This window comes from Cupriavidus sp. GW821-FHT02F09 (genome assembly GCF_059421605.1).
The window spans coordinates 81,296-93,646 of the sequence record NZ_JBWKVH010000021.1; the positions used below are offsets into that span (position 1 = coordinate 81,296).

A 12,351-nucleotide genomic window follows, 5' to 3' on the forward strand; every position below is an offset into this window, starting at 1 on the left:
CATTCGGTGTGGCGATCCGCCCGGATGCGGAAGTCCGGGCGCTCCATTGTCATGTCAGCTGGTGGATCAGCCGCGCATCCGCGCCTGGAATGCAGCGCTGGCGGCTTCGACCATGCAACGCACCGCGCTGTCGACGGTTTCGTCCTGGAGGGTCGCCCCAGTATCTTGCAAGGTCATGCGGAACGCAAGGCTTTTCTCGTCCGCGCCAATGGCCGCCGAAGCCGCCTTGGGACGGAACTCGTCGAACAGCACCAGGCTCTGGCAATAGCGGGCGGAGCCCTGTTTTTCCAGGGCTTCGCGCATGGCGTCGAGCAGGTCCTGCACGCGCACCGACTGCTTTACCACCAGCGCCAGGTCGCGTACGGCGGCCGGGAACTTGGAGATTTCGGTGTAGCCGGGCAGGCCCACTTCACGCAACGCCTGCAGGTCCAGCTCGAACACGACCGGCGCTTGCGTCAGTTCGTACTCCTGCAGCCAGCGCGGATGCAGTTCGCCGATCACGCCGGCCACCTTGCCGTCGATCACCACTTGCGCAGCACGGCCTGGATGCAGCGCGGGATGCGATACCGGCTCGAAGCGCGCAATGCGCGGGAACAGCAAGGCCTCGACATCGCCCTTGACGTCGAAGAAGTCCACCGGGCGGGTGGCGATGCCCCACTGCTCCTCGAAGGCCGGGCCGTAGGCAATGCCGCCTGCAACCATCGGCTGGCGATAGCCGGCCACCGTCAGGCCGCCATCAGCAACCGAGGCGTCGCGATGGAACACGCGGCCCACTTCGAACATCCGCACGCGCGATGCCTTGCGGTTGAGGTTGTAGCGCACCTTGTCGAGCAGGCCACCGATCAGCGTGGAACGCATCACCGCCAACTGGCTGGCGATCGGGTTCAGCAGGCGGATCGGGTTGTCGTTACTGGCAAAATCGCGCTCCCACTTCTCTTCAACGAAGGCGAAGTTGATCACCTCCTGGTAATCGCGCGCGGCAATCGCGTGGCGCACAGCGTGGGTCGAGCGGCGTGCTTCGTCGGTCGGGCGCATCTCGCTTTCGGCGATCGGCGGACGTGCCGGAATGCGCTCGAAGCCGTAGATGCGGGCCACTTCCTCGATCAGGTCTTCCTCGATCTCGATATCGAAGCGATAGCTCGGCGGCGTAACCACGAACACTTCGCCGTCCGCGCCTTGCTCGCGGGTAAACGGCAGCTGCAGGCGCTGGAACACGTCGGCGATGACTGCAGGCGACAGCTCGATGCCAAGCACGCGCTCGGCGCGCGCCACGCGCAGTTGCACCGGCTTGCGTTGCGGCAGGTTGACAATCAGGTCGTCGACCGGGCCGGCCTGGCCACCGCAGATATCGAGGATCAGCGCGCTGATGCGCTCGATATGCTCAACCGTGGTGGCGTAGTCCACGCCACGCTCGAAGCGGTGCCCGGCATCGGTCGAGAAGTTGAAGCGGCGCGAGCGGCCCTGGATGGCTTGCGGCCACCAGAAGGCGGCTTCGAGGTAGATGTTGGTGGTGTCGAGCGTCACGGCGGTGCTGTCGCCGCCCATGATGCCGGCCAGGCTCTCGATCTCCTTGTCGTCGGCGATCACGCCGACCTGCTCGTCGAGCTCCACGGTATTGCCGTTGAGCAGCTTGAGCTGTTCGCCCTTGCGGCCCCAGCGCACATCCAGCCCGCCGTGGATCTTGTCCAGGTCGAAGACGTGCGAGGGACGGCCGAGCTCAAGCATCACGTAGTTGGAGATGTCGACCAGCGCGGAGATGCTGCGCTGCCCTGCCCGCTCCAGGCGTTGCACCATCCATGCCGGCGTGGCCGCGTGCGCGTTCACGCCGCGGATCACACGGCCCGAGAAACGGCCGCACAGGTCAGGGGCGGAAATCTTCACCGGCAGCTTGTCGGCCAGCGTCACGGCAACCGGCTTCATCTCCGGCAGGCGCAGCGCGGCACCGGTCAGCGCGGCGACTTCGCGCGCCACGCCGTGGATCGACAGGCAGTCGGCCTTGTTGGGGGTGAGCTTGATGACGAAGACCTGGTCGTCCAGGTCCAGGTACTCCCGAATGTCCATGCCGATCTTGGCATCTTCGGGCAGGAGCATCAGGCCGCCGTGGTCCTCCGACAGCTTGAGCTCGCGCGCCGAGCAGAGCATGCCGAAGCTGTCCACGCCGCGCAGCTTGCCCACCTTGATCTCGAACGGCTTGCCGCCCGCCTCGGACGGCGGCAGCACCGCGCCGACCAGCGCGCAAGGCACCAGGACGCCGGGCGCCACATTGGGCGCGCCGCAAACGATCTGCAGGGTCTCGCCGGTGCCGGCATCGACCTGGCAAACGTTGAGACGGTCCGCGTTGGGATGGCGCTCGGTGGAAAGCACGCGCGCCACCACCACCTTGTTGAAAGGCGGCGCGACCGGGCCGACCTCTTCCACTTCCAGCCCGGCCATGGTCAGGCTGTGCGAGAGCGCATCGGTGGAAATCTTGTCGGGATTGACGAAACTGCGAAGCCAGGATTCCGAGAATTGCATGGCGCTTCTGATCCGGTAAGTATTCTGTTCTGGGGTGTCGGTGACGATGTGCTCTGGCGCGGATACGCGCCTCAGGCGAACTGGCGCAGGAAACGCGCGTCGCCTTCGAAGAACAGGCGCAGATCGTTGATGCCGTAGCGGAGCATGGTCAGGCGTTCAAGGCCGGAACCGAAGGCAAAGCCGATATAGCGCTCGGGGTCCAGGCCCATATTGCGCAGCACATTGGGGTGCACCTGGCCCGAGCCGGAAATCTCCAGCCACTTGCCGTTGCCGAAGGCCATGTCGATTTCCGCCGACGGTTCGGTGAACGGGAAGTACGAGGGGCGGAAACGCACCTGGATGTCATCGCGCTCGAAGAACTTGCGCAGGAAGTCCGTGTACACGCCCTTGAGGTCAGCAAAGCTCACGTCATCACCGATCCACAGGCCTTCGACCTGGTTGAACATCGGCGAGTGCGTGGCGTCGCTGTCGACGCGGTAAGTACGGCCGGGGCAGATCACCTTGATCGGCGGCATCTCGCGGCCCTTGTACTTCTCCACGTGCATGCGCGCGTAGCGCACCTGCATCGGGCTGGTGTGGGTACGCAGCAGCAGCAGCTTGCCGTCGCTATCACGGCCGTCCACATAGAAGGTGTCCTGCATCGAACGGGCCGGATGGTTGTCCGGGTTGTTCAACGCGGTGAAGTTCATCCAGTCCGTTTCGATTTCGGGGCCATCGGCCACATCGAAGCCCACCGAGCCGAAAATCTGCTCGACCCGCTCCCAGGTGCGCATCACCGGGTGCAGGCTGCCACGGGCAACCGCGCGGCCCGGCAGCGTGACGTCGATGGCTTCGGCGGCCAGCCGCGCGTTCATCAGCGCATCGGCCAGCGCCTGGCGGCGCGCCTGCAGCGCAGCCTCGACCTGCTGCTTGGCCTGGTTGATGCGCGCGCCTTCGCTCTTGCGCGTTTCCGGGTCCAGCTTGCCGAGGCTCTTGAGCAGCTCGGTGAGCGCACCGGTCTTGCCGAGAAAGCGGGCTTTTTCGTTTTCCAGCGTGGCGTTGTCGTTGGCTGCAGCGAAGGCGGCCTGGGCGTCGGCGACGATTTGATCCGGATCCAGAGACATGGCGGCGGTCGGCGATAAATTTGGCGTCCGGGTCACGCTGGGCCCGGGCGTGGGTTGGCACTAAGTGCGATGTAGGTGCAGAGTCCGCGCGGCACCGGGGGCGGCGCGGGCTTCGTTTCGGATGTCGTCTTGCATCGAACCGGGAACGGCGCGCGAAACGGTATCCGAAATGAAAACGGGGCTCGGTGAGGAGCCCCGTTTCTGCAGGTCCGGCCGAATCGCCATCGCGGCGACAAGCGCTGCTCAGGCAAATTTGGCGGAAATGCTGTCGACCTTGCGGTCGGTGCTTGCCCGGGAAACCACACTAGACACTAGCGTGGCACCCCGGAGCCGGCATCAGGCAACGGTGGCTTTCACCTGGTTGACGATGGCGGCAAAGGCAGGCTTGTCATGAATAGCCATGTCCGACAGCACCTTGCGGTCCAGCTCAATCGAAGCCCGCTTCAGGCCGTTCATGAACACGCTGTAGGTCATGCCATGCTCACGCGAAGCAGCATTGATACGCGCAATCCAGAGAGCGCGGAACACGCGCTTCTTGTTGCGGCGATCGCGGTATGCGTACTGGCCAGCACGCATGACCGCCTGCTTGGCGATACGGTAGACGTTATTGCGACGGCCGCGGAAACCCTTGGCGGCGACGATGACTTTCTTATGGCGGGCCCGTGCAGTGACCCCACGTTTTACTCGAGGCATGTAATGCTCCTTTCGTTTTCGTTAGGGTTATGCGTAAGGCATCATTGCGCGAACGGCCTTCAGGTTCGTCTCATGGACGTCCTGGGTGCCGCGCAACTGGCGCTTATTCTTGGTGGTCTTCTTGGTCAAGATGTGACGCTTGAAGGCCTGGCCACGCTTGAACGAACCATTCGGACGCGCAGTAAAGCGCTTGGAGGCGCTTTTCTTGGTCTTCATCTTCGGCATGAAATACTCCAGCTTCTATGACATGCATGCAGGTGGCCAGCTAGCGCCGACACTTGCAAAACCCGCATCCACTTATTGTTGCGCTAAAGCCGCGTGCGGCCTCTGCGCTGCTTTCGCACGACGCCGCGCCCGGAGGGATTCCCCTCCGGGCCGCAGCGGCGCGCAAAATCTTACTTCTTCTTCTTGGGAGACAGCACCATCACCATCTGGCGGCCTTCCATCTTCGGCATCTGCTCGACCTGGCCAACTTCTTCCAGGTCCGCCTTCAGGCGTTCGAGCACACGCGCGCCGATTTCCTGGTGCGCCATCTCACGGCCGCGGAAACGCAGCGTGATCTTGGTCTTGTCGCCGTCTTCGAGGAAGCGCTTCAGGTTGCGCAGCTTGACGTTGTAGTCGCCATCATCCGTACCCGGCCGGAACTTGACTTCCTTGACCTGGATGATCTTCTGCTTCAGCTTGGCGTCGTGCGCGCGCTTGGCTTCCTCGTACTTGAACTTGCCGTAATCCATGATACGGGCAACCGGCGGCACCGCTGTAGGAGCGATTTCCACCAAGTCCAAGTCCTTATCCTCAGCCAGGCGGAGCGCGTCCATGAACTTGACGATGCCGAGCTGCTCGTTATCAACCCCGACCAAGCGCAATTCGGGTGCGCTGATTTCGCGATTGATGCGATGACCTTTGTCTGTAGCGATGTTGCGTTACCTCAAGAAGACAAAAAACAAGCCGTGCTCATCCCATCAGGCTTTGCTGGCAACGTCCTGTTGCAGACGCTCCACAAACGCGGAAACGGACATCACGCCCAGATCCACGTTGCCACGGGCACGCACGGCCACTTGACTGGCATCCCGTTCTTTGTCGCCCACTACCAGGAGGTAGGGAATCTTCTGAAGGGAATGCTCGCGGATTTTATACGTAATTTTCTCGTTACGCAAATCCGCCTTAGCCCTAAATCCTTGTTTTTGCAGCAGTTGCACGACGTTTTCGGCATATTCCGCCTGCGAGTCGGCAATATTCAGCACCAGGACCTGCTCTGGCGCCAGCCAGGCGGGCAGCGCGCCGGCGTGGTTTTCCAGCAAGATGCCCAGGAAGCGCTCGAAAGAGCCCAGGATGGCCCGGTGCAGCATGACCGGGCGCTTGCGCGAGTTGTCTTCGGAGACGTATTCGGCATCCAGGCGCTCCGGCAGCACCAGGTCCAGCTGCAGCGTGCCACATTGCCAAGACCGGCCGATGGCGTCCTTGATATGGTATTCCACCTTGGGGCCGTAGAAGGCGCCCTCGCCCGGCAGCTCTTCCCACTCCACGCCGCAGGCGCGCAGCGCCAGGCGCAGGCCTTCCTCGGCGTGATCCCAGACCTCGTCCGAACCGGCGCGCTGATCCGGGCGCAGCGACAACTTGACCGCGATGTCCTTGAAGCCGAAATCGTCGTACACGGAGAACGCCAGCTCGTTGAAAGCCTTGGCCTCCGCGACGATCTGCTCTTCCGTGCAGAAGATGTGCGCATCATCCTGCACAAAGCCACGCACGCGCATCAGGCCATGCAGCGCGCCGGACGGCTCATTGCGATGGCAGGCACCGAACTCGGCCAAGCGCAGCGGCAGGTCGCGGTAGGAGCGCAGGCCGTGATTGAAAATCTGCACATGACCAGGGCAGTTCATCGGCTTGATCGCGTAGTCGCGCTTCTCCGACTCCGTGACGAACATGTTCTCCTTGTAGTTCTGCCAGTGACCTGACTTCTCCCACAGCGAACGATCCATCACTTGCGGCGTGCGCACTTCTTCATAGCCGGCCTGCGTCAGGCGGCCGCGCATGTACTGCTCCACCGCTTGCCACACCTGCCAGCCCTTCGGGTGCCAGAACACCATGCCCGGCGCCTCTTCCTGCAGGTGGAACAGGTCGAGCAGCTTGCCCAGCTTGCGGTGGTCGCGCTTCTCGGCCTCTTCCAGCATGTGCAGGTAGGCTTCCTGGTCTTCCTTCTTGGCCCAGGCCGTGCCATAGATGCGCTGAAGCATCTCGTTCTTGGCGTCGCCGCGCCAGTAGGCACCCGCCACCTTCATCAGCTTGAAGACCTTGAGCTTGCCCGTGGACGGCACGTGCGGGCCACGGCAGAGGTCGACGAACTCGCCTTCGCGATACAGGCCGATCTCCTGGTCCTGCGGGATCGAGGCGATGATCTCGGCCTTGTATTTCTCGCCCATCGACTCGAACAGCTTCACGGCTTCGTCGCGGCTCCAGACTTCGCGCGTTACCTTCTCGTCCTTCTTGGCGAGCTCGGCCATCTTCTTCTCGATGGCGACCAGGTCCTCGGGCGTGAACGGGCGCTTGTAGGCGAAGTCGTAGTAGAAGCCGTTCTCGATCACCGGGCCGATCGTCACCTGCGCCTCGGGATACAGTGCCTTGACAGCGTAGGCCAGCAAGTGCGCCGTCGAGTGACGGATCACATCAACGCCATCAGCATCCTTGTCCGTGACGATGGCGAGATCAGCATCGCGCTCGATGAGGAAGCTGGTGTCGACCATCTGCCCATCCACCTTGCCCGCCAGGGCTGCCTTGGCCAGGCCCGAGCCAATGCTCTGCGCCACTTCGGCCACCGTTACCGGGCCGGGGAATTCGCGTCGGGAACCATCCGGCAGCGTGATTGCGATCATCTTGCACCTCATCAGAAATCCACCCGCCAGCGCCGTGCGGCCGGCAAGCGAATAAAAAGCATCTTGTAGCGCCCGGCTCATGCCTTTCGTGAAACCAGCATGGGCCTGGCAGCGGGGACTTCGCTCGGATCCACCCACGGGCGACCGAGCAGGATAGCAGGGAGCCAATAAGCGACAGACGAAAAAAAACGCAGCCAAGGCTGCGTTGTTTTTCGATTTAACCCCAATCCACCGGGTCCGAAGGCGCACCTCGACTACTGTCGCTAATTAGCGGTAGTAGTTCGCTGTGTCTTGAACATGGCGCCTCTTCCGTTCCAGGTTATCGGGATCAACCGGACTGCTTCGGTACTTCTTACTGCTATGCGTTGGTAGGCTCGATTGGACTCGAACCAACGACCCCCACCATGTCAAGGTGGTGCTCTAACCAGCTGAGCTACGAGCCTATGGTACTGCTTGAAACTAACCGCTGTATGCGCTTGCTGCACTGCGCCTACGTCTTACTGCTTGTTCGTTGGTAGGCTCGATTGGACTCGAACCAACGACCCCCACCATGTCAAGGTGGTGCTCTAACCAGCTGAGCTACGAGCCTACGGCCTACGGAGAACGAAAGTATAGCATCACTTTCTTTTCGCTTGCAAGACCCCCACCACATCTTCGATCAAACCGAGTGCGCGCTGCAACTGCGTGGCCTCGGCAACCTCGGCGGTGAACTGCATCCGCGCGACGCCTTTGCTCGACAGCGTCTTCACGCCGGTGACGTTGATCTTCTCGCGCGACAGCACTTCGGAGATGTCACGCAGCAGCCCTTGCCGGTCGATCGCCTCCACGTGGATGTCCACCGGATAGACGGCATCGCTGCGCTTGCCCCACTCGGTATGGATCACGCGCTCCGGCGCACGCGCCGAGAGCTGCCCGAAGGTGTGGCAGGTGCGGCGATGGATCGAGACGCCGCGCCCGCGCGTGACAAAGCCCACGATCTCGTCCGGCGGCGCCGGCTTGCAGCATTTGGACATCTGCGTGAGCAGCGAATCCACGCCCACCACCAGCACACCGCTCTTGGCGCCACGCGCCACGCTGGTGGCGCGGCTCTTCTTGGTGACGGCCTCTTCCTCGCTCTGCACCACCGCGGCTTCGCCCTCGGGGTGCCGCAGCGCCTGCTCCACATGGCGCAGGCTGAACTCATCCTTGGCAACCGCGGCGAACAGGTCGTCCGGCGTCTTGAAGCCCAGGCGCGCGGCAAGGTCATCCAGGTTGACAGCGGTCTTGCCCTCGCGCTGCAAGGTCTTGTCGATCAGCGCGCGGCCTTGCGACATGGTCTCTTGCGAATCCAGCGCATTGAACCAGGCGCGCACCTTGGCGCGCGCACGCGGGCTGGCCAGGTAGCCTAGTTCCGCGTTGAGCCAGTCGCGTGACGGGCCGCCCTGCTTGACGGCGATGATGTCCACCGTCTGGCCGTTCTTCAGCGGCGTGTTCAGCGGCACCATGGTGCCGTCCACACGTGCGCCGCGGCAGCGATGGCCCAGGTCCGTATGCAGGTAGTACGCGAAATCCACCGGCGTAGCGCCCTGCGGCAACGCCACCACGCGCGCCTGCGGCGTCAGTACATAGATGTGGTCGTCGATGGCCGCGTGCTTGAGCTGCTCCCAGGGCGACTCGTCGTGCGCAACCGAATGATCGGCGTCGTCCTTCCACGCCAGCAGCTGGCGCAGCCACGCGATCTTCTCGTCGTAGCGTTCGCTGGCGGAGAACTGGCCGCTATAGCCCTTGCTGCCCGCTTCCTTGTAGCGCCAGTGCGCGGCCACGCCGTACTCGGCGAAGTGATGCATCTCCTGGGTGCGGATCTGCACCTCGAAGGCGCGCCCGTCGTCGCCGATCACCACCGTGTGCAGCGACTTGTAGCCGTTCGATTTGGGCCGGGAAATGTAGTCGTCGAACTCACGCGGGATCGGCTGCCAGATATGGTGCACGATGCCCAGCACGGTGTAGCAATCCTTGATGTCGTCAACGATCACGCGGAAGGCGCGCACGTCGTAGAGATCGGCAAAGTCGAGCTCCTTGCCGCGCATCTTCTTCCAGATGCTGTAGATATGCTTGGGCCGCCCGCTCACCTCGGCTCGGATCTCGGCCGATGCCAGCTCGGACTGCAGCCGCGCGATGGCGCTGGCGATATAGCCTTCGCGCTCGATGCGTTTTTCGTCGAGCAGCCGCGCGATGCGCTTGTAGGTGTCGGGCTGCTCGAAGCGGAATGCCAGGTCCTCCAGCTCCCACTTCATCTGCCAGATCCCGAGCCGGTTGGCCAGCGGCGCGTAGATGTCCAGCGTTTCGCGCGCGACCCCCGGCAGCGGCTGCGCCTTGACCTGCGCCAGCCAGCGCAGCGTCTGCAGCCGCGAGGCGAGGCGCACCAGCACCACGCGGATGTCCTGCGCGAAGGCCAGCAGCATCTTGCGCAGCGCCTCCACCTGCTCCTGGCGCGCGGCGATTTCGTCCTTGGTGGTTTCGGGCGCGCCGCTGTGGCCCACCGCGATCGCGCCGATACGCAACAACTGCCGCACACCCTTGACCAGCCCCGCTACTTCTTCGCCGAAGAGCGGCTCGATTTCCGCCTCGCTGCCAGGTACGAACGCGGCCAGCGCAAACAGGCAGGCCGCCGCGCGCGCGGCATCGTCGACGCGCAGGCCGTCGAGAATGCGCAGCATGCCCTCGGCATGCGAGAGCACGGTTTCGCCCGTGGGCAGCAACGCAGCGCTGCCGCGCTCGCGCACGAACGCCAGGGCGCGCTCCACCAGCCCGGCATCGGGCGTGCCGGCAATCTGCCCGGTCAGGTCAGTCGACGTCACCATCTCGCTGCCCCAGTCTCACTTGAGCGCGGCGGTGACCACCACTTCGATCAGGTACTGCGGATTGGCCAGGCGAGCCTCCACGGTGGCGCGCGGGGGCGTATGGCCCTGCACCACCCACGCGTCCCAGACTTCGTTCATGATGCCGATCTGGTCGACGTCGGTGAGGAAGATCTGGCACGAGAGAATCCGGCTCTTGTCGCTGCCTGCTTCGTTCAAGAGGCGCTCGATATGGCCCAGCACCTCGCCGGTCTGGCCACGCAGGTCCGCGCCGGGATCGACTTCCGGCACCTGGCCGGCGAGGTAGACCACGCCGTTGTAGATCGCGTATTCGGACAGGCGCTTGCCCACGTGGGCGCGCTTCAGTTCATTGGTACTCATGGCAATACTTTAGTCGTCGGGTAAAACATCAAAATCATCGGGACCGGCCAGCGCCTCTCGCTTCAGCCCGCGCCCAGGAAAAACTGCTTGGCGATGGCCACTTGCGCGGGATCGATGAACGTCGGGGCATGCCCCACATCCGGCACTTCCACGGAAGTCACGTTGCGTCCGCGCGCCACCATCTCCGCCACCGTCTCGCGCGTGAGCAGATCGGACTGCGCGCCGCGCACCACCAGCGTGGGCGCCTGGATGGCCTCGAACATCTGCCACAGCGCCGCCTCGCCCGCGCTCACCTGCTCGGGCGTGGTCTCGCGGAACGGCAGCGCCATCGCCGGATCGTAATGCAAGCCCCATTCCAGGCCTTCGGCGCCCTGCACCGGCTTGAGGATGGCGCCATTGAGCTCGCGCCATTGCTCGGGCGTGTGCCGGCCAAAAGACGCGCTGATGGTCTGGAGGTAGGCGAGGCCTTCCTCGAAGGTCTTGAAGCGCACCGGCAGGCCCAGGTAGGCACCGATCCGCTCCACCGCCGAGGCGGCGATGCGCGGGCCCACGTCGTTGAGCAGCAGCTTGCGCACCGGCGACTTGGGCAGGCCAGCCAGCCCCATGCCGATCAGCCCGCCCATCGAGGTGCCGAACCAGTCGACCTGCTCGACATTGAGCCGAGCGATCAGGGTGACCATATCGGACACGTACTGCGGCACCACGTAGCGGCGCGGGTCCGCGAGCCAGTCCGAGCGGCCGCGCCCGACCACGTCGGGGCACACCACGCGGTACTCGCCGCACAAGGCGGCGGCCACCGTGTCAAAGTCACGGCCGGTGCGCGTCAGGCCATGCACGCACATCAGCACCCGGGGATTGGTGGGATCGCCCCATTCGTGATAGGCCATGCGGTGAAGGCCCGCCGGGCTGATGCACTGGACGAAGCCGAGGCGCGGACTGACTGACGACATCTGAACTCCCTGGCAATACGGTAGCGAGAACGGCGCCGCCGGCATGGTGGCGCCCGGGTTGGGCAAAGCTGGATTGTACGCTGCAGCAGTTACAATGCCACAGCATTGGGGTTCTCGCCGCCATGCCTTTGCCGCTGGCGCGCGACGGGTCCCTCGCGCAGTCCAACTCCAACGTGCAAAGCACTCCGACGAAAGGGCAAACATGCTTAAAGGCAAGACGGCACTGGTCACGGGTTCCACCAGCGGTATCGGGCTCGGCATCGCACAGGCACTGGCCGCCCAGGGCGCCAACATCATCGTCAACGGCTTCGGCGATGCGCAAGCCGCCGAGCGCGAGATCGCGCAGGCCGGCGCGGGCATTCGCGTGGGCTACCACGGCGCGGACATGAGCAAGTCCGCCGAGATCGAAGACATGATGCGCTACGCCGACGCGGAATTCGGCGGCGCCGACATCCTCGTCAACAATGCCGGCATCCAGTACGTGGCCAATATCGAGGACTTCCCGCCCGAGCGCTGGGACGCGATCATCGCCATCAACCTGACCTCCGCCTTCCACACCACCCGCCTCGCCCTGCCTGGCATGAAGCGCAAGGACTGGGGCCGCATCATCAATATCGCCTCCGCCCACGGGCTGGTGGCCTCCGCGCAAAAATCCGCCTACGTAGCCGCCAAGCACGGCATCGTCGGCCTGACCAAGGTCACCGCGCTGGAAACCGCCCAGACCGGGGTGACCGCCAATGCGATCTGCCCGGGCTGGGTGCTGACGCCGCTGGTGCAAAAGCAGGTGGAAGCGCGCGCGCAGAAGGACGGCATTCCCGTGGAGCAGGCCAAGCACGAGCTGGTGATCGAGAAGCAGCCTTCCGGCCAGTTCGTCACGCCCGACGAACTCGGCGCGCTGGCCGTGTTCCTGGCCAGCGATGCGGCCCGCCAGGTGCGCGGCGTGGCCTGGAACATGGATGGCGGTTGGGTGGCGCAATGAGCGCAATGAACACAAAGGCACGGA

The 12,351-nt window shown here is 64.0% G+C and carries 10 protein-coding genes and 2 tRNA genes; 1 reads left to right on the forward strand and 11 read right to left on the reverse strand.

All coding sequences use genetic code 11. The features are described 5' to 3' along the window. Positions 1-66: 66 nt before the first annotated feature. The 11 genes from pheT to phaZc all read right to left on the reverse strand — a co-directional run bounded on the left by pheT (position 67) and on the right by phaZc (position 11,348). Positions 67-2,514 carry a phenylalanine--tRNA ligase subunit beta gene (gene pheT, locus AC07XB_RS22550; protein ID WP_492830871.1) on the reverse strand — a complete coding sequence of 816 codons (2,448 nt, stop codon included), beginning with the start codon at positions 2,512-2,514 and terminating at the stop codon, positions 67-69. 71 nt (positions 2,515-2,585) lie between these two features. Beyond that, complete coding sequence (gene pheS / locus AC07XB_RS22555) at positions 2,586-3,617, reverse strand: phenylalanine--tRNA ligase subunit alpha (protein ID WP_043345035.1); 1,032 nt, start codon at positions 3,615-3,617, stop codon at positions 2,586-2,588. 336 nt (positions 3,618-3,953) lie between these two features. After that, positions 3,954-4,310 carry a 50S ribosomal protein L20 gene (rplT, locus tag AC07XB_RS22560; RefSeq protein WP_006163216.1) on the reverse strand — a complete coding sequence of 119 codons (357 nt, stop codon included), beginning with the start codon at positions 4,308-4,310 and terminating at the stop codon, positions 3,954-3,956. 27 nt (positions 4,311-4,337) lie between these two features. After that, positions 4,338-4,535, reverse strand: a complete 198-nt coding sequence (gene rpmI / locus AC07XB_RS22565) for a 50S ribosomal protein L35 (RefSeq protein ID WP_006163215.1) — start codon at positions 4,533-4,535, stop codon at positions 4,338-4,340. A gap of 170 nt (positions 4,536-4,705) precedes the next feature. Further along, entirely contained in the window at positions 4,706-5,227 is a 522-nt protein-coding gene (gene infC / locus AC07XB_RS22570) for a translation initiation factor IF-3 (RefSeq protein ID WP_081488948.1), read from the reverse strand. Positions 5,228-5,272: 45 nt separating this feature from the next. Continuing rightward, the gene (gene thrS / locus AC07XB_RS22575; RefSeq protein WP_492807716.1) at positions 5,273-7,180 is read right to left on the reverse strand and encodes a threonine--tRNA ligase; all 1,908 of its coding nucleotides are present in this window, start codon (positions 7,178-7,180) and stop codon (positions 5,273-5,275) included. 366 nt (positions 7,181-7,546) lie between these two features. Further along, positions 7,547-7,623 (reverse strand) — tRNA-Val (locus AC07XB_RS22580). A gap of 69 nt (positions 7,624-7,692) precedes the next feature. After that, a tRNA-Val gene (locus tag AC07XB_RS22585) sits at positions 7,693-7,769 on the reverse strand. 28 nt (positions 7,770-7,797) lie between these two features. Further along, entirely contained in the window at positions 7,798-10,020 is a 2,223-nt protein-coding gene (locus AC07XB_RS22590) for a RelA/SpoT family protein (RefSeq protein WP_492374729.1), read from the reverse strand. Between the two features lie 15 nt (positions 10,021-10,035). Further along, positions 10,036-10,398 carry a RidA family protein gene (locus AC07XB_RS22595; protein WP_416048153.1) on the reverse strand — a complete coding sequence of 121 codons (363 nt, stop codon included), beginning with the start codon at positions 10,396-10,398 and terminating at the stop codon, positions 10,036-10,038. A 62-nt stretch (positions 10,399-10,460) separates the two neighbouring features. Beyond that, on the reverse strand, positions 10,461-11,348 hold the full coding sequence (gene phaZc / locus AC07XB_RS22600) for a 3-hydroxybutyrate-oligomer hydrolase PhaZc (RefSeq protein ID WP_492374730.1): 888 nt from the start codon (positions 11,346-11,348) through the stop codon (positions 10,461-10,463). 202 nt (positions 11,349-11,550) lie between these two features. Here phaZc and AC07XB_RS22605 point away from each other — a divergent pair, with 202 nt between their 5' ends. Further along, positions 11,551-12,327 carry a 3-hydroxybutyrate dehydrogenase gene (locus tag AC07XB_RS22605; RefSeq protein WP_492374731.1) on the forward strand — a complete coding sequence of 259 codons (777 nt, stop codon included), beginning with the start codon at positions 11,551-11,553 and terminating at the stop codon, positions 12,325-12,327. The last annotated feature ends 24 nt before the right edge of the window (positions 12,328-12,351 follow it).

Bases quoted from the DNA above. Each gene is read 5' to 3' on its own strand.
- pheT (WP_492830871.1), bottom strand. From the start codon at position 2,514: ATGCAATTCTCGGAATCCTGGCTTCGCAGTTTCGTCAATCCCGACAAG.
- pheS (WP_043345035.1), bottom strand. From the start codon at position 3,617: ATGTCTCTGGATCCGGATCAAATCGTCGCCGACGCCCAGGCCGCCTTC.
- rplT (WP_006163216.1), bottom strand. From the start codon at position 4,310: ATGCCTCGAGTAAAACGTGGGGTCACTGCACGGGCCCGCCATAAGAAA.
- rpmI (WP_006163215.1), bottom strand. From the start codon at position 4,535: ATGCCGAAGATGAAGACCAAGAAAAGCGCCTCCAAGCGCTTTACTGCG.
- thrS (WP_492807716.1), bottom strand. From the start codon at position 7,180: ATGATCGCAATCACGCTGCCGGATGGTTCCCGACGCGAATTCCCCGGC.
- AC07XB_RS22590 (WP_492374729.1), bottom strand. From the start codon at position 10,020: ATGGTGACGTCGACTGACCTGACCGGGCAGATTGCCGGCACGCCCGAT.
- AC07XB_RS22595 (WP_416048153.1), bottom strand. From the start codon at position 10,398: ATGAGTACCAATGAACTGAAGCGCGCCCACGTGGGCAAGCGCCTGTCC.
- phaZc (WP_492374730.1), bottom strand. From the start codon at position 11,348: ATGTCGTCAGTCAGTCCGCGCCTCGGCTTCGTCCAGTGCATCAGCCCG.
- AC07XB_RS22605 (WP_492374731.1), top strand. From the start codon at position 11,551: ATGCTTAAAGGCAAGACGGCACTGGTCACGGGTTCCACCAGCGGTATC.